The organism is Sphaerothrix gracilis Ecp01, assembly GCF_030405905.1.
GTDB classification, from domain to species: Bacteria; Cyanobacteriota; Cyanobacteriia; order Phormidesmidales; family Phormidesmidaceae; genus Sphaerothrix; species Sphaerothrix gracilis.
This window is the reverse complement of record NZ_JASATW010000026.1, coordinates 67,463-84,144: the sequence shown is the minus strand read 5'-3', so window position 1 is coordinate 84,144 and position 16,682 is coordinate 67,463. Positions and strand designations below refer to the sequence as shown.

Sequence of the window (16,682 nt, the reverse complement as noted above, 5' to 3'; positions counted from 1 at the left end):
CTGCGCCCTACGGGCCTTTGTCGAGTTGGAGTTGCAAGTCTGGCACCAGCAGTTAGGCAATTGGTATGAGCTCCAACGTCATCTCTATCAGGACGTCGCTCGCCAGTTCATACTTCAAGCACCTCTGATGGGTAGGACCGCTTGAATCTTAGTTTTGTCGATTTTGTCAATGCGTAAGTCCTGTAAAAATTAGGCGCTCGTCCGCAGCGCTAGCAGCCAGTTTAGGAGCAGAGCTTTGCTTACTTGCCGGGAGCCAGATTGAGCGCTCCTTTCGGATAGGCAATTCGCTTGTGATTATACTGCTGCCACACCTGCACAAAAATATCGGCAATTACCGCCATATTCTCGCGGCTGAGGCAAGAGTCTACCAGCTGACCGTCTCGCCAGCGGGCGCGGAGAATTTTGTTGACCATAGACAAGGCTTCTTCTGGCGTGGCCTCTTTCAGCGATCGCAGCGCCGCCTCACAGGAATCGGCCAGCATGACAATGCCCGTTTCTGGCGACTGGGGAATCGGCCCAACATAGCGAAAGTCCGATTCTGGCGGCTCAGCGGCGGCATTAGTCTGGGCCCGCTCTTTAGCCTGGTGATAAAAATAGCTAATTAGCATCGTCCCCTGATGTTCGGGAATAAAGGCTTCAATCGCCTGGGGTAAGCGGTGCTTGCGGGCCATTTCAATCCCCTTGGTGACATGTTTTCTGATGATATCGACGCTTTGCCAAGGATCGTCAATTTCATCATGCTTATTGACGCCGCCCATCTGATTTTCAATAAAGCCCTGGGGGTCGTGCATCTTGCCAATATCGTGATAGAGAGTGCCCGCTCTCACTAGCTCAACGTTACAGCCCAACGCTCGCGCCGCCGCCTCTGCTAGCGAAGCCACAAATACGGTGTGCTGAAACGTGCCGGGAGCGTTGGCAGCCAGGCGCTTGAGCAGAGGACGGTTGGGATTCGCTAGCTCGGCCAGGCGAATGGGCGTTACTAAATCGAATAGGTGCTCTAGGTAGGGACTGAGGCCAATCGCAACAATACTCCAGGCAATGCCGTAGAGCGCCTGTAGCCCTGAAGCCGAGAGGATATTAATCCAAACTACGCTGGAAACGGGGCTGAGCATTAGGGTTAGCACTAAGAAGACAAGGCCCTGGGTTATGCCAACCACGCCGCCTAGCAGAGCCAGCTCTTCGCGCGATCGCAGGCGGGCCGCCACCAGCGCACCCACTAAAGCCCCTGCAGCGCTAGCTACCAGTGGGATATTGCCTAACCCCGTGCCAATAGGCAGCATAACGGCAATTAAACCCACAACAGTCCCCCCCAGGGCGGCACCATAAAAGCTGCCAATCAGTAAGCCAACAGCGGGCAAGCTAACCGCCGGGAACCCAACGGCAATCAGCCCAGCCGAACTTACGGACACTAACATAATCAGGCCATAGTCTCGCCGCCGCAGTCCCGAAGAAGAGAAGCGTTCAACCAAGACAAAAACGGAAACGCCTCCCCCGACCAGAAGGCCGAAGCCAATCAGGCCCAGCCAGTTGAAGCGACGACGGCTAAGCTGAAAATGATCTAGTAAAACGAAGTCGTCCTGAGTAATCGGTTCGCCCTCGCGCACAATCACTTCACCCGCATCAATAGGCACCGTCACCGGATCCACATTCTGCGCCACCTGCTCGGCCTGAATCCGCGTTTGCTCTAAGTCAGTGACCAGATTAGGTGACAAAGAAGCCATTAAAATTTGCGTCGCTATTGTTTCTGTCTCTAAGGGCAAACTATTGCCGACCTGAAGACGAATCGCATTTTCTATCAGCTCATCCGGTAGTCCTGGAGCAATACCCTGCCTCAGCATTCGCTCTCCTACCTGGCGAACTAAGCGCTGCAGCGATCGCCACTCTGGGTCTGAGAGATCTAGCAAATTTTCGGAAAAGGCGAATGCCGATTCTGGTGCTGCTTCCTGCTTTGAACGATTTTGCAAGTCGGCTAGAACCTGCTGATAGCTCTCTCTGGCCCGTTCAATCGTGGTTTCTAAAGCACTTACTTCCGGAACGGTGGCCCGCTGTTTGTAAGTAAGCAGTTCCCGGAATGCCTGCTGCTGTATCGGCGATAGGCGATCGCTTTGAGTCTCTAGAGGCTGCAGATTGGGTGCGGTGATAGCCGTACTAGCTGACGGGAGTGAATTAGTTTGCTGAAATAGCCGCCAAAAAGCTTGCCACTCTGCCCTATCAGCCCGGCGAATATAGCGCTGAGTAGCCGTAGATAAAATGTGGGTAGGCACAAAGGGAAGTCGGCCAGTCTGTTCTCGTAGCTGACTGCCTGTAGCGAGCAAACCATCCAGCGTTTTGAGGGCTGCCGTCGTGGCATCCTGGTTGATCATCAAGACCGGCAGGGCACCATTACGAGCATCTCGCTCTCTTTCGGCAGTAGCCTGCTCGTTGATAACGTTAGCAGCGCTGGGGGCGATAAAAGTCTGCGGCGACTGCGTACCTACCTGGAGCTGTGGCTGATCGTAAAACCTTTGTCCAAACACAACCGTTAGTGAAATAACGGCTAGGGCGAAAGCTACGCGAGGATGGCCGCCTTGTTTGCGCTTATAGCGTCGCCGCGCGGCAATGCGGCGAGCCGCTGTTCTAGAAACAACGTCAGCAGCAGTGGCATTGGGGGCCGTCAGCAGCTTGAGCACCTGACCGTAGTTTTTGGCAGCTTGAGGCGTTTGTTTCAGAAATCCGGAAAGCGATTGCTTAGGCGTCTTTCCAAGGGCCAACTGCCACTGTCGATCAACTTGATTAATTAGCTGTCGGAGCAATTTCATGACTCCACCAAGGCTCTCGCTAGTTTAACGCTGATCTTTGCCACCCAACTTTAAGGGTAGTCACTGTCTGCTCCCCGCTAGAGGTATCAAGATTTACTAGAAATTTATCCGGCATCGTTCCAGAAATGGGGGAATCATCACGATCCCTACTGAAAGCTTAAGGGAAAAACCCATCAGCAACTTTAGCCTAACTCTAGTTTAGTTTGCGTTCTCACGCGCTTGGGCACGGGAATCCGGCCATCGCTCTCAACATAAGGGAAACTATGGCAGGGCGATCGCAGGGAGTGGCCCCCCGTTGCCGACCCGCCAGCCGCTGATACCGCACCAGCGAGCAAACAGGCGATCGGCTAGAGTCTGTATCTGTAGCGCCGATAGGGGGACACTACCGGAGCCAGCGGCCCGACTGAAATCAGACTGCCAGGCCAACGGTAGTCCTGACTGACCTAATTTAGCCCCCAACCACGCCCCAACCAGCGCCGCCGTTAAGTCAGGCTGGGCGATCGCCCGTAAGCTGCGCTCAATGGCTAGCCCATAGTCATGGGGCGTAGTCAGCACAATGTACAGCGCTAACCAGAAAGGCTGGAACTGAAGCGGCGTCTCCAGCGTTTCTAACTGGCTCTGCCAAGCCTGAAGTCCGGTAGGCTGCTGGCAGGCTGGCTCTAGTCTGGATAAAAGTCCCTGCCAGACTGGCTGCTGGCCTGAGGCGACCAGGGGAAAATCCGGAGGTTGAAGCGAGGCCAAGTCGAGCTGCAGGGAAGCAGCTGAGCTCAGCTGATCCTGCAGGGCCAGATCTAAAACTGCAGACGTCAGCCAGCAAAGGGTTAAAGTCTCGTTTGTCACTGGCTGTCTGACAGCCGTTAGCGACTGAGCTAGAGACTGAAGCCTGGCTGAGTGCTGGTGTAGGAGCAGCAGTCTAGGCATTTGGGCTAGGGCGATCGCCAATGGAGCGGTCGATATGTTGATACAATCGCTCTCTAGAGCATCAGCTAGGGCTTGGCTGGTTTCTGCTGAGGCCAATGCTGTTAGCTGCTGCAGCCAAGGTGAAACGGTCAATGGCAGCGATGACTGAGCACCATTACTTTTGAGCCGACGCCAGTCTGCCAGCGCCAGTCCCCAAAGAACTCCCCGAAATTGGTTTAATAACGCAGATTTCATAGAGTATGCTTAGCTTCAGCATCTTCTTCAGTATTGGCCTAGACGTCAGCGGGATGCAAGGCGTTGTTCATCCTAACGGCTGTGTTTTGATAGGTTTAAAGACGCTTGATCCATGATTTCAGCAAATCGTCCTTTGAATTCTAGAAGCTATTCGGCTATGTCTACTCGATTCCGCCTGCAGTGGGTGCGGCTGCTCTCTGGCAGTGCGATCGCCCTGGGCGTAATCATAGCGCCAGCTATGGCCCAGTCGCCGGAGCAGACAGAGACAGCCAGTCCCCCCACTGAGCCAATTTCTGCGACCCAGCAGCGCGCCGCTAGACCCACGCTGCGACTCAACAGCGAGGGCACCCCCGTCACTGAGCTACAGGCACTGCTGAAGCTTTTGGGCTATTACAGTGGCGAGGTGAGCGGTCGCTATGGCGAAGAGACTCAGACAGCTGTAGCTCAGTTTCAACAGGCAGCAGATCTCTCTGTTGATGGCATTGTGGGACCCGCAACCTGGAATCGATTGCTGCCTAGCCCACCCAGCGCTGACAATCCCCCTGCTACCAGCTCAGATCAAGCCGTGGGAGCAACAGCAGAAGCTACCCCTGTCGCTACTAACCCCACCGATACCCCTGCGACTGGCCCCGCTGAAGCTTCCCCTGTTGCCACAACCGCAGCTTCACCAACAGCCGCCGCAGAGACATCATCTGAGCCGCCTGCCACTTCAGAGTCAGCTTCAGACTCGCCAGCCCCCGCTGAGCCTACGCCAGCTAGAACCAATACCAATCCCCCTGTTGAACTGCCCGTCCTGAAGCAGGGCATGTATGGGCCTGCTGTGGCCAGACTACAGCAGCGGCTACAGGCATTGGGATTCTACAGGGGAGCTATTGATGGCATCTTCGGCCCAGCAACGGAGCAGGCTGTCCAGCAGGCCCAGCGGCAGTACCGGCTTACCCCAGATGGCATTGTGGGTGCAGCCACTTGGAGCGCTTTGCTGCGCTGAGAAAGGCTTTAATGCTTTTGAAATGCTTTAACGAACTCTCATCAGGCTGACGCTCAGGGCAGCGACTTCCACTCGGCCTCAACTAGCCAGGAAGGAATTGAGCTGGAACTATCCACCTGAGAAATTTCCACCCGATCGGAAGCATGGGCTGCCTGCGTTACAAATAGGACGTAGTTGCCCATCAAAAAGTAGACGCCCATCATAGCAGCGGCAGTAGAGGCTACCAAAAAGCCAGCCAACATTAAGGAAAATTCTTGGCCTTCAATTGCCTTTTCCATGAGCTGTAGCGCCCAGGCTACCAGCCCTATCACAATAGCCAAAATAAGAAGCAGCATAAGCAGCTATGATTAGACGCTTCCGAAAGCGTTTCTACATTAAATATCTTAACAGTTTTTAAGAAAACTGCTGCCTCAATGCTTAAGAAAACCTAAGAAAAGTAAAGTTGTCGTCCAGTTTGGAACACCGTTTTAAGCCAGCCCAGGGGCTTAATTTTTCGCTGGATATAAACTTCTTACAAAAGTGAGAGCTGCCGCTAATAGCGCCTAAATCAACCGGGTCGGAATCTGATGCTCAGCCAGATAGGCTTTGATTTCAGACACGCTGAGCTGGCCGTAATGTAGCAGGGATGCGAGAAGAGCCGCCTCAGCTTTACCCGTAGTCAATGCTTCATAAATGTGCTGACAGGTGCCGGCACCGCCTGAGGCAATGACAGGGACATCAACGGTCGAGGCGATCGCCTGGGTAAGGGTCAGGTCATAGCCTGCTTGGGTGCCATCAGCATCCATACTGGTGATCAGCAGTTCCCCAGCTCCCCGCCGCACCACTTCCTGCGCCCAGGCCACCGCATCTAATCCCGTATTTTCGCGTCCTCCCCGGACATATACATCCCACCCGGGCGGCTGAGAATCAGGGCGACGGCGGGCATCAATGGCAATGACGATACACTGGGCACCAAAGCGATCGCTGGCCTGATTAATCAAATCAGGATTGCGTACTGCTGCCGAATTGAGGCTTACCTTATCGGCCCCTGCCCTTAACAATTTTTTAATCGTTTCTAAGTTTTGGATACCGCCGCCGACGGTCAGCGGAATGAACACCTGCTCCGCCGTCTGGTAAACCACGTCAAAAATGATATCTCGATCTTCATGGGTCGCCGTGATGTCGAGAAAGACCAGCTCATCGGCTCCGGCCTGATCGTAAATTTTAGCTAGCTCTACCGGATCTCCTGCGTCTTTCAGGTTGACGAAGTTAACCCCCTTCACTACGCGGCCTGCCTTCACATCTAGGCAGGGCAAAATCCGTTTTGCCAGCATACTCTCTTCAGTCCCACTTGCACACGCTCTATTATGGGCTACTTCCTGACCAAGAATAGCCGCACTTTTGCAGATTAGTGCTGTCTAGAGTAGATGCGATCGCAAAAAAATAGCGTGCCCGCGGTGATACAGAGGGGAATCGCCAGCAGATTTATTAGTGGCAGACTGACTAAGCCCAGACAGAGCAGGCCAAAGCTAGCGCTAGCAGGCAGCGTTTGCAGAATCAGCCTCAGCTTGACGCGGAAGCCCAGCCGTCGCCGCTCTAAAGGCGGATCTAAAAAGTCTAGACAGACCAGGACAACGGCTAGGGTAATTCCTCCTAAACTGGCGACTAGGGTTCCCAGTCCCGGAGCCAAATTGCAGAGCAGTAAGACACCGCCAACCGCGATCGCCAGCAGAATTTTCTTCAGCTCAAACATAACGGCTCGGCCCAGATCGCGGAGAATGCCCAGCGGCGTCAATGGCAGCTCCGTCGGTCGCTGCCCGGTCTTCAGCACTTCTAATTCTTCAGAAAGCTTGCCATAGAAAGGGGAGCCCAGCAGACTGCCAAACTGCAGCAGCACCAGCCCCGTTACGACAAGCAACAGCAGCAACAGCAAAGCTTGAATGCCGTACTCAATCAAGGCCAGCCAGCTAGGCAAGGTTGCCAAGTAGCTCTCTATGTAGGCATCGAGCCGCCGTAGGCCAAACCAAAATAGGCTGGCGTACAAAGAAATGCCCAGCAGCAAATTAATGACAATCGGCCAAATGACATAAGGGCGCAGTTCAGGGTGTCGCTGCAGCAGCCGCAGCGCCCGCAAAGGATAAGCAGCCCCAATGAACAATCCCCCCAGTCCGGCTCCATTCGGTGAAAGCGACGCCATAAACCCCAATTTTTTAGGCAGTTTGACTAGCAATAAAGGCTAAACCAAAGTCCGGCTCCATTCGGTGAAAGCGACGCCATAAACCCCAATTTTTTAGGCAGTTTGACTAGCAATAAAGGCTAAACCAATCAGACCGCCAATGCCAAGCCCCAACACTGAAACACCAGCAACAATCAGCATCGTAGCGCCCCGCTTAAAGAGCTGCAGCAGGCGATCGCCTAAAAGAGTCGTCATGATGGAGCTGAGAGCTGCGGTCACCACTGCTACTATCCCAACTTTAAAGACATTGAGGGCTTCCCCCGCAGGCGTTATTCTTTCTAAATCAATGGTGCCGCCATAGTTCATCGCAATTGCTAAAGCCACTACCACCAAACCCATCCCCAAAATAGCCAGCCCCGCCAGCGAATTAGCAGGCCACCAGCGAAACTGCCCCAAAGACATCGGCCCGGCTAAGGCGATCGCCTGCAGCAGGGTACCCACCAAGGCCAAAATCCAAATCCAGTAGGGCGCTGGAAACGCCGCCAAAAATAAACCGACAAAGCCATAGAGCAAGCCGCACAGAATAAGTAATCCCCAAGGAATCTGTTTTTTGAGGGTCGCTTGAGGCAGACGAGTGCGGCGGCGACGGGAAGATCCTTTCATGGCAGGTCGCATCTTCGTAATGGGATAGGAGATAGAGAAAACTGTCAGCAGCAATCCTGGTTTGAGTATACCGAGGGCTGCGCTTCCGTGAGAAAATAAGGGGGAGAATAGGAGCTTTCATGCCAGTTGCATTCAACGCTCTGCTACAGGGGCTACTAGGCGCTTCTAGCCTACTGATCGGCGGCCTGCTTGGAGCCTACTGGCAGCCTAGCCGGGTATTTTCGGCAGCCATTATGGCCTTTGGCAGCGGCACGCTGCTATCGGCGATCGCCTTCGACATTTCGCTGCCAGTTTACCAACTCAGCGGTTTTTGGCCCCTGCTGGTGGGCTTTTTGATTGGGGGCACTCTCTTCACCGCCGTCATCAGCTACATCGACCAGCAGGGCGGCTTTCTGCGCCATCCTTCCTCCTCTCGTCGCTTTCTATACCATCAGCGGCAAGAAGAAACCTCAGAAATTCTCGATCGCATTTCCCACGTAGAAATTTTGCATACCCTCTCTCCAGCAGAGATGCAGGCAATTATTCCGCTGCTCAAACCGCTTTCAGTAGAAGCCGGCACCCTCATCTGTCAAGAGGGAGCACCGGGAGATGCGCTGTTTTTGATTGTCACGGGCGAGGCGCAGATTATTAAAGGTCAGCAGCTTTTAGCGCTGCTTGGTCCCGGCGAGATGTTCGGTGAGATGGCGCTGCTGACCGGCGAGGAGCGATCGGCCAGCGTCGTTGCTGGAACGTCAATGGAGCTATATGAGCTAGACAAGGTCGATTTTGACGCCATGCTGGAGCGATCGCCTCAGCTAGCCAGTGGTCTCAGCCGCATTTTAGCGAGGCGACTGCGAGATACGACACAGACTACGCTGCGCAGCCTCGAAACAGATGGCACCTGGCGGCGACAGGTCTTAGACAGCGTTGAGATTGACCTGCCCCTGCCAGAGCAGCAGGCCATGCTGCTGCAGCTCACCAAAAACACTGCCCCCCTCGCCATTTTGGTGGGCACTTTGATTGACAATATTCCAGAGTCAGCGGTGCTGGGGCTAACGGCAAATAGCTACGAAATGGGCGGTTCGTTCTTGATGGCCGTCTTTATTTCTAATATTCCAGAAGCGCTCTCTAGCTCGACGGGGATGCGACAGGCCGGAACCTCAGTAGGCCGGATTTTAACGCTGTGGATTGGGGCAGTCGTGCTAAGCGGCCTCATGGCCCTGTTGGGCAGCTTGCTTAGCAGCGTTGCTTCTAACCTGGTGATTGCCATCGCTCAGTCTATTGCGGGTGGAGCTATCCTAGCGATGCTAGCCAGCACCATGATGCCAGAAGCCTATGAGCTAGGCGGTGGCTCGGTCACCTTCTCTACGATTACCGGATTTCTGATGGGCGTTTGGGTAGCTTCCCCTTCCCTGTAAGCTATGGCGTTCAAGCTACGGCACCAAGCCAAACTCTTTGAGGGCGGGTACAAAGTTGCGGTTTTCATGGCTGGGGCGGCTGAGCTTGATCAGAGCAAAGCGCTGGGATGGGCTGAGATCCTGCCACTGCTGCGCCGAGATTTCTGCTTTAACGCTAGCAGCCTGAGCCTGAACCGACTCTGGAACCTGCGCCGCTAGCCAGGCGGGCTGGGGATCTATTGGCAAATCTTTGGCAGGCGCACCGTTGTAGTGAGTAACGAGCTGCTGGAGCTGCTGCCGATAGTCGGCAATCTCAATGGGGGTAGAGCAGGGCTGCTGCGTCAGCGATCGCCGCTCGGCAGCGCTGAACTGGTGCCAGTGGGTCAGCTTCAGCTTGACACCGCACATATCCAGCTTCATGCGCACCTGCATGGGAATACAGCGCAGCGATTCAACAAAATCAGACTCAAAGGCAAAAAAGGCAGATTCTTCCACGGGCATACGCATCTCTGACAAAACTGTTTGATTAGGCAAGTGTTTGGAGGCAGGAAACTTCAACGGCGATCGCAGTCAAACCAGGTCTGCTGAGTTTCATAACTCAGCCACAGATTAGCTATGGCCAATACGATCACTTTGAGCAGGAAAGATTAAGTTATATTACTAGTGAGAGCTGAGGGACTAATAATATTGAGAGTCACTCGGAGTTCTTCAGGAAAAGGGGAAGCGCTCAAACGCCTATAGAGAAGGCAGCCTACCAAATCTAACCAGCGGTAGAGCAAAGAAGTTTACAAAGTTTACTATTCTTGACTAGGAAGAAAAGTTGCGCGAAACTAAACGAACGATTAAAGCGATCGCTCATTAGGATAATAAAATCCATAACTTTTTTAACCATTTTCAAGACAAAGTTTGAAGAAAAGTTAGCAGTACTTTACTCAAATTCGGGCTCATCCTGGGCGATAAAGCGTCGAGATTCTGCTCGCAGGCATTGATAGTTTCATCTAAAGAATTCAGAGGTTAGGGCTTGATGGAAACGCTGGAATTTGTCATCTATCCTGATGGTCGGGTCAAGGAAATGGTCACCGGCATCGTAGGCTCCTCTTGTGCTGAAGTTACAGCCGCAATTGAGGAAAAGTTAGGTCAAGTACTCAGTCAGCAGCAAACCTCTGAATATTACGCTCAGGCCCAGCGGCAAACCGTTGAAGCTGCGTCTGAAGCCCAAGTTTCTTTCAGCCAGTGGTAACTCGACACTCTCTATAGAAAGTAGTCTGTTTAGTTTTTGCGTATTAACCATCATGTCTCACTTTAGCCAAATCAAAACGAAGATCCGTAACCTGACTTCTTTACAGGCAGCTCTCTCTGATGTAGGAGCCTCTTGGAAAACTGGTCCTCAACCCGTCCGAGGCTATCAGGGTCAAACGCAGACGGCAGAAGTCGTGATTGAGCAGGACAACGGCTATGACATCGGCTTTCGCCGCAATCCTGAAACCAGCGACTACGAACTGGTGGCTGACCTGCAGTATTGGCAGCAACCCCTGTCTGTAGATGGTTTCCTCAATCAGGTAACCCAGCGCTACGCCTACCATACAGTGCTGACCGAAACCAATCAGCAAGGGTTTCAAGTTGCTGAGCAGCAGGAGCAGGCGGACGGTTCTATTCGCTTAGTCCTGCAGCGCTGGAGCGCATAAGGTCGTTCAAGCTGTCGTCATAGCAGCCTTGCTTGTGAATCAGTTCAATCAGTCTCAGGATAATCAAACAGGACTGGAGCCAGAACTAGGGGGTCCTTTGCGCGATCGCGCCGTACGCTCCGGTTTGGAACCAGAACTGGGCGGTGCGGTGCGGCAAAGGGGCGTTTATGTCGATGAGTTAACCTGCATTGGCTGTAAAAACTGTGCCCACGTTGCTCGTAATACTTTTTATATCGAACCGGACTATGGCCGGGCCCGTGTGGTTCGCCAAGATGGTGATCCAGACGAGCTAGTTCAGGAAGCGATTGATACCTGTCCGGTAGACTGCATCCACTGGATGGACTATACCGAAGTGCAGCAGTTGGAAGCCGATCGCCGCTATCAGGTCATGCCCGTCGTTGGCTTTCCGGCAGATAAAGCCGTTTCAGCCGCGCGGCGGCGACGGCTGAAGGAAAAAAGCCGGCGGCGTAAACAGTCGCCTTAAGGCCCAGCCATCCTTTTGGTTAAAGCAGAATTATTTTAGCTAGGAGCGCCGCTATGACGCTCCTATTTTTGTGGCCTGATTTTAGGTTTAGGGCAGCGCAGTGGTTACCTCGCCTGAAGGCGTCAGCGTGACCCGGATAGTCAGACTTTCCTGATTCAGCGGCGAAAAGACAGGATAATCCCGCTGCGGCACCAGGCGATCGCGGTAAGCAGCGGCAGCTTCATCCACCGGATTGATTTCGCTCACGGTGCCATCAGCGGCTAGCACCCAGTCGTAAACTAAAGTCTCGGTCAAATTGTCGGGCGGCTGCCAAATAGTTTCTAGATACTGCTGTACCTCCCCTAGCTGCGGCGGCGCAGCGATCGCTTCTGGGCTAGGGCGACTGCGGGAAAGCTCCGCTGGAGCGCTGGCTGCGGGTGCTTCAGCCGCCTCATCCGCTGCTATTGAGGGACTCGTCCCTGCCGGGTCTGAGGCTGCACTGGGGGGAGTTGCTGAGGGGGAACTAGGAGGCTGCTTTGCCTGTCTTGGCGAGACGGGAGGAGCGGCATTATTTGGGGCAGGTACCGGAGCAGCACCTGTGGCAGACGGTACGGTAGGGCTGACGGTCGGATCGGCGGGCAGCGGTCTAATAGGTGCGCGATCGCCTGCTTGAGCCGTCTCCGGCACCGCCGACTCCAGGTTTTCTAAATTTGGCTCTGACATAATTTCAGCCGCTTCGTCCCCAGAGGTCTGGGCCGTTTGGAAGGCAGGCTGCGACTGGTGCAGTAGGGCAGCGACACCGACAGCGGCAATTGTGCTAGCGGCAGCTATTCCCATGTAGCTAAATCGTCGTCGTCGGGAAGGCGGGTGGGCAACCGCAGGAACAATCGCTATCTCGGTGGCAAAGTGCTCCAACACCGTAGCCAAATCAGCCAGTTCTAGGGTGCTGAGGATCCAATCTATAGGCTGCCCTGGCAGCGGGTTAAGCTGCAGGCGATGCTGGGTTAGCCCTTGGCTTACCAAGGAGATGTTTTCCTGAGGTGGCTCTCTGGGACTCAACGTTTCGGCCTCGGCTGCTGGCGTCACAGCGGCTACCATTGTCAGCCGCGACTGCACGTAGCTCTCGACTGCCGCCGCTAGGGCTACAAGCTGAGACTGGCTGCCTTTAATTTGTGCTTGAGCAGAGGGGGCCCAGGACTGTCGGATGAGCCGAAAGCGCAATTTTTCAACGGTTAGGCGATCGCTCCAGGTGGAAAGCGCCGACGTTTTGCCTGCGATCTCTAAAACCCAGGTTTCAGAGACATAGCGCCGACTGATAGCCTGAGAGGAAAGTGTCATAACTACAACTTGACTATATTTGTTCCTGTCGCTGCGATCGCTCCAGTAGCGCTAGCCAAAGGCGGCGATCGCCCTTGGGGGAGCTATAGAACAAAAGATCAACCAAAAGCCTTAGAGCTAGCTGTTCCAGTGCCGACATCGGCAACGCCGGGTCCATCTCCATCCGCTCCTGATAGCTGTTGCTAAAGGCATCAAGATAATTACCTAGAATAGCCACCTGATAAGGCGGCTGTTTCTTCTCAGTTGATTCCTCCAGCTTGGCGATCGCCTGACGAATTGCCTGCTGCTGCTGCTGGGCAAGATGGCAAATCACCATTACTAGGGCTTTAGCTTCCTCAATATCTAGCTTTTTGCGACCTTGGCCTTTACGCAAAGGGCTTGACTGTCGCAGACGCCAGAGATTTACCCGATCAGATATTAGCGAGGCAAAGCCCAGCGACTGAGCCGCCGCTAAGACGGCTTCAGAGCCTAAGCCAGACAGCGCTTCTAAAGCCAGCAAAATCAAATCAAGCTGGGCTTTAATGTCATCTAGCTGAGCTAAAGCAGACGACTGAGAAAATAATGTATTGTCAGCAGCCGAAGCATCCACAATTCACACCACACCCTTAGCTTAGGTGATTGATCTTAGCCTGACACGAACAGTTACCATTTCTGAAACTCCCTTTGGGTGTAGCTTGATTAAGCCGCACTGAACCCCCAACGGACATTTGACCTACAGACCTATTAACAAATTAGTCCTTAAATCTTGCGGCTGTAGCCGTAGCGGCATGAATAGTGTACATAGTCGTTTTCGGCTCCCCATCAATATCTACACTACAATTCAGCCAGTAGGAATACATCCTGTCGCCATCCGGGCAAGCTAATGTTAGCTGGATTTTTCTGAATTCTATGAGTGGTAAAGCTGTGTCACCGCCTGTGTCCCTAAGTCGTTCAAAGTCTAACCGATTTGCAAAGCAGACTAAAAGGCAGTTGCGGCACATTCCTTTAAGCTTAATCCTGGTAGTTCCCTTTGTGATGCAGATATTTGCAGCCGTCGGTTTGACAGGCTACTTGTCCCTGCGCAATGGCCGTCAGGCGGTTAATGAGCTGGCCTCACAGCTACGCAAAGAGGTGGGCGATCGCATTGACCAGCATCTTGATAGCTATTTGGATATTCCCTATGTGGTGACGCAAACCAGCGTCAACGCTATTCAAGTTGATGGCGTCAGTTTACAAAATCAAAGTCAGCTAGAGCAATTCCTGTGGCAGCAGTTACAGGCATTTAATATTAACTACATCCTGGTGGGATTCGAGAACGGCAACTATACGGCAGCAGGCTCTTTTGACAACAATCCCATTACCTTTGACCTTGTCTCTCCTCAAACTCAAGACGGTAGCAATCACGTCTTGTTTTGGGAAACTAACCAGCAGGGAAATCGAACTGAAATTATCGCCGACGGTGGCCCCTTCGATCCCAAAGATGAAGACTGGTATGTTGCAGCCATTCAGAAAGAGGGAGCCACTTGGAGTCCGGTCTATAACTGGCTGGTGGAACCCTACAACTTAGCGATCGCCTATGCTCATCCCATCTACGATGACGCTAACAATCGCATTGCCGTTCTGGCAGCCGAGCAGCATCTAGCCCATGTCAGCAATTTTTTACAAAATCTGCGTGTCAGCCCCTCCGGGCAGGTATTCATCATCGAGCGCGACGGTCTGCTGATTGGCAGCTCTGCTGACGAAATGCCTTATGAAGTGATTGACGGAACGCCCCAGCGCCTATCGGCGGCGCGCAGCCAAAATCCCTTAATTCAAGCTACAGCCCAATACCTGACCGCAAGCTTTGCTGATCTAGGTCAAATTCAGACAGTCCAGCAAATCAGCTTTGACATTGAAGGCAAAAAGCAGTTTGTGCAAATCTCTCCCTGGCGCAGCGATCAGGGACTTGATTGGCTGGTGGTGGTGACAGTGCCAGAAGCCGACTTTATGGGCCAGATTCGGCGCAACACTCAGACCACCATTTTGCTATGCTTGGCAGCTTTGGGGGTCGCTACGCTATTGGGAATTGTCACTTCTCGCTGGATTGTCCGGCCTATTTTACGGCTCAATCAGGCATCTCAGGCGATCGCTTCGGGCAATCTGAAGCAGACAGTTGCCGAAAATTCAGCCGTGGCCGAACTCAACACCCTGGCCGCTTCTTTTAATCAAATGGGACAGCAGCTTCAAGACTCTTTTATTGCCTTGGAGAAAGCAAACCAAGAATTAGAACTGAGCAACGCCGAGCTAGAAAATCGGGTGCGGCGGCGGACTAAAGAACTTTCTCAGGCACTCAGTCATTTACGCGAAACTCAAACTCAGCTGATCCAAACTGAGAAGATGTCTAGCCTGGGCCAGATGGTGGCGGGACTCGCTCATGAAATTAACAATCCCGTCAGCTTTATCTACGGCAATATTCCTTATGCCAGAGAATACGTTAACGATCTGCTTGCTCTGCTCACTCTATATCAGCAAATTTATCCCCAGCCAGAAACCTCTATTCAGGCCAAGACCGAGTCAATTGATTTGCCTTTTCTGGTCGAGGACATTCACCGCCTGCTAGATTCCATGCAGGTAGGCTCAGAGCGCATTTATGAAATTATTCAGTCGCTCCGCACCTTTTCCCACTTAGATAAATCAGCCGTCAAAGCAATTGATATTCATCAGGGCATTGACAGCACGCTAAAACTGCTGCAAAATCGCCTGCGGGCTAAGCCCTCCCAGCCGAAGATTCAGGTCATCAAGCAATACGGTCAGATTCCATTAGTGGAATGCTATGCAGGGCAGCTCAACCAGGTGTTTATGAATCTGCTCGGCAACGCTATTGATGCTTTAGACCAGCGACGCTGCCAAGACAATGCTCAGCCTACGATTACAATCACGACGGCAATCACGGCCTCCGATAAAGTCCTGATTTCGATTTCAGACAATGGTTCAGGCATCAAGGCTGACATTGGCGATAAGCTGTTTGATCCCTTCTTCACGACTAAGGAGGTAGGGGAAGGCACCGGACTCGGCCTGGCCATCAGCCATCAGATTGTGACCCAACACCACCAGGGACAGCTTTATTTCGAGTCAGTTTTGGGCGAAGGGACAACCTTTTTTGTTCAAATCCCCCTGAAAAAATTGCCTTCTAGCCCGCTGGCCAAGCTTGGCTAAAAATACAGTTTTGACCACCAACAATCTACTCTCGAACTTAGGTTATCTTTACAATTAGTTACAATTAACTATCGTTCGGGAAAGAGTTTGTGGAACTTTTTGAGCCGCTAGGGTCAGTTAATGCGCTCGTCGTCGGGGCCAGTCAGGGGATTGGGCTGGGCTTTGTCAATCAGCTTCTCGCGCAGACAAAAGTGCAAACCCTCTACGCTACCTATCGTCGCTCAGAAACGGCAGCGGGTCTGATGGCTTTGGCCGCCAAGAGCGATCGCCTCAAACTGCTGCAGGTTGACGTTACCCAAGAAGAACAAATTATTGCGGGGATCCAACACATACAGCAGCAGACGCCAAAGCTACACTGGGTGATCAACTGCGTCGGGATTTTGCACGAAGGCGATTTGAAGCCAGAAAAAGCGCTGCGACAAATTGATCCTGACCAGCTTCTGCGTTATTTTCAGGTCAATAGCCTGCCCACTATTTTGCTCGCTAAGCAACTGCTGCCTCTGCTTCAACATGGCGATCGCAGCCTATTTGCGGCCATCTCAGCCAAGATCGGCAGTATTGGTGATAATCGGCTCGGCGGCTGGTACGGCTACCGGGCGTCTAAAGCAGCTCTCAACATGTTTATGAAAACTGCGGCTATTGAATATAGCCGCAAAAGCCCCAAAACAATTTTGTCCGTGCTGCATCCCGGTACCACAGACACGAAGCTATCTCAGCCTTTTCAAAATAACGTGCCACCGGACAAACTATTTTCCGTCGAGCGGACAGTGACGCAGCTAATCAGCGTGATGATGCAGCTTGATGAAGCTGACAGCGGCGAATTCTTTTCTTGGGATGGCAGCCGTCTGCCCTGGTAGGAGCTAATCGCACTAGCCCATAGCTCCTAC

Annotated in this window: 16 protein-coding genes and 1 pseudogene; 8 read left to right on the top strand and 9 right to left on the bottom strand. The window is 53.0% G+C overall.

Annotated features, from left to right (window positions below; all coding sequences use genetic code 11):
* A pseudogene (locus QJQ48_RS22510) lies at positions 1 to 145 on the top strand (IS701 family transposase); the annotation flags it as partial.
* A 94-nt stretch (positions 146 to 239) separates the two neighbouring features.
* Here QJQ48_RS22510 and QJQ48_RS22505 read toward each other — a convergent pair.
* Together QJQ48_RS22505 and QJQ48_RS22500 are read right to left on the bottom strand one after the other, a co-directional pair.
* A complete protein-coding gene (locus QJQ48_RS22505; protein WP_346293494.1) occupies positions 240 to 2,798 on the bottom strand; it encodes an HD family phosphohydrolase in 2,559 nt (852 codons plus the stop codon).
* A gap of 261 nt (positions 2,799 to 3,059) precedes the next feature.
* On the bottom strand, positions 3,060 to 3,953 hold the full coding sequence (locus QJQ48_RS22500; protein WP_346293493.1) for an ADP-ribosylglycohydrolase family protein: 894 nt from the start codon (positions 3,951 to 3,953) through the stop codon (positions 3,060 to 3,062).
* 157 nt (positions 3,954 to 4,110) lie between these two features.
* Between QJQ48_RS22500 and QJQ48_RS22495 the strand changes: the two genes are divergently transcribed.
* Positions 4,111 to 4,941, top strand: coding sequence for a peptidoglycan-binding protein (locus tag QJQ48_RS22495; RefSeq protein WP_346293492.1), 831 nt, complete (start codon positions 4,111 to 4,113; stop codon positions 4,939 to 4,941).
* A 53-nt stretch (positions 4,942 to 4,994) separates the two neighbouring features.
* On the opposite strand, the gene QJQ48_RS22490 is transcribed toward QJQ48_RS22495, so the two are convergent.
* The 4 genes from QJQ48_RS22490 to QJQ48_RS22475 all read right to left on the bottom strand — a co-directional run bounded on the left by QJQ48_RS22490 (position 4,995) and on the right by QJQ48_RS22475 (position 7,759).
* The gene (locus tag QJQ48_RS22490) at positions 4,995 to 5,276 is read right to left on the bottom strand and encodes a hypothetical protein (RefSeq protein ID WP_346293491.1); all 282 of its coding nucleotides are present in this window, start codon (positions 5,274 to 5,276) and stop codon (positions 4,995 to 4,997) included.
* Between the two features lie 207 nt (positions 5,277 to 5,483).
* A complete protein-coding gene (gene hisF / locus QJQ48_RS22485; RefSeq protein ID WP_346293490.1) occupies positions 5,484 to 6,254 on the bottom strand; it encodes an imidazole glycerol phosphate synthase subunit HisF in 771 nt (256 codons plus the stop codon).
* A 74-nt stretch (positions 6,255 to 6,328) separates the two neighbouring features.
* Positions 6,329 to 7,117, bottom strand: coding sequence for an EI24 domain-containing protein (locus QJQ48_RS22480; protein WP_346293489.1), 789 nt, complete (start codon positions 7,115 to 7,117; stop codon positions 6,329 to 6,331).
* A 93-nt stretch (positions 7,118 to 7,210) separates the two neighbouring features.
* A complete protein-coding gene (locus QJQ48_RS22475) occupies positions 7,211 to 7,759 on the bottom strand; it encodes a hypothetical protein (protein ID WP_346293488.1) in 549 nt (182 codons plus the stop codon).
* A gap of 119 nt (positions 7,760 to 7,878) precedes the next feature.
* On the opposite strand from QJQ48_RS22475, the gene QJQ48_RS22470 reads away from it, so the two are divergent.
* On the top strand, positions 7,879 to 9,156 hold the full coding sequence (locus tag QJQ48_RS22470) for a cyclic nucleotide-binding domain-containing protein (RefSeq protein WP_346293487.1): 1,278 nt from the start codon (positions 7,879 to 7,881) through the stop codon (positions 9,154 to 9,156).
* A 15-nt stretch (positions 9,157 to 9,171) separates the two neighbouring features.
* On the opposite strand, the gene QJQ48_RS22465 is transcribed toward QJQ48_RS22470, so the two are convergent.
* Positions 9,172 to 9,636: a nitrate reductase associated protein gene (locus tag QJQ48_RS22465; protein ID WP_346293486.1), complete on the bottom strand. Its 465-nt coding sequence runs from the start codon at positions 9,634 to 9,636 to the stop codon at positions 9,172 to 9,174.
* Between the two features lie 523 nt (positions 9,637 to 10,159).
* On the opposite strand from QJQ48_RS22465, the gene QJQ48_RS22460 reads away from it, so the two are divergent.
* The 3 genes from QJQ48_RS22460 to QJQ48_RS22450 are packed head-to-tail and all read left to right on the top strand — an operon-like array spanning position 10,160 to position 11,304.
* Positions 10,160 to 10,375 (top strand): DUF2997 domain-containing protein, encoded by a 216-nt coding sequence (locus tag QJQ48_RS22460; protein WP_346293485.1) that lies wholly within the window; start codon positions 10,160 to 10,162, stop codon positions 10,373 to 10,375.
* A 52-nt stretch (positions 10,376 to 10,427) separates the two neighbouring features.
* A complete protein-coding gene (locus QJQ48_RS22455) occupies positions 10,428 to 10,820 on the top strand; it encodes a DUF1257 domain-containing protein (RefSeq protein ID WP_346293484.1) in 393 nt (130 codons plus the stop codon).
* A 34-nt stretch (positions 10,821 to 10,854) separates the two neighbouring features.
* A complete protein-coding gene (locus QJQ48_RS22450) occupies positions 10,855 to 11,304 on the top strand; it encodes a ferredoxin (protein WP_346293483.1) in 450 nt (149 codons plus the stop codon).
* Between the two features lie 87 nt (positions 11,305 to 11,391).
* Here the strand turns inward: QJQ48_RS22450 and QJQ48_RS22445 are convergent, their stop codons facing one another.
* Both QJQ48_RS22445 and QJQ48_RS22440 read right to left on the bottom strand, forming a co-directional pair.
* The gene (locus tag QJQ48_RS22445; RefSeq protein WP_346293482.1) at positions 11,392 to 12,621 is read right to left on the bottom strand and encodes a DUF4335 domain-containing protein; all 1,230 of its coding nucleotides are present in this window, start codon (positions 12,619 to 12,621) and stop codon (positions 11,392 to 11,394) included.
* A 13-nt stretch (positions 12,622 to 12,634) separates the two neighbouring features.
* The gene (locus QJQ48_RS22440) at positions 12,635 to 13,210 is read right to left on the bottom strand and encodes a DUF3038 domain-containing protein (protein ID WP_346293481.1); all 576 of its coding nucleotides are present in this window, start codon (positions 13,208 to 13,210) and stop codon (positions 12,635 to 12,637) included.
* A 425-nt stretch (positions 13,211 to 13,635) separates the two neighbouring features.
* On the opposite strand from QJQ48_RS22440, the gene QJQ48_RS22435 reads away from it, so the two are divergent.
* Positions 13,636 to 15,795 (top strand): ATP-binding protein, encoded by a 2,160-nt coding sequence (locus QJQ48_RS22435; protein ID WP_346293480.1) that lies wholly within the window; start codon positions 13,636 to 13,638, stop codon positions 15,793 to 15,795.
* An 89-nt stretch (positions 15,796 to 15,884) separates the two neighbouring features.
* Entirely contained in the window at positions 15,885 to 16,652 is a 768-nt protein-coding gene (locus QJQ48_RS22430; protein ID WP_346293479.1) for an SDR family NAD(P)-dependent oxidoreductase, read from the top strand.
* Positions 16,653 to 16,682 lie beyond the last annotated feature (30 nt).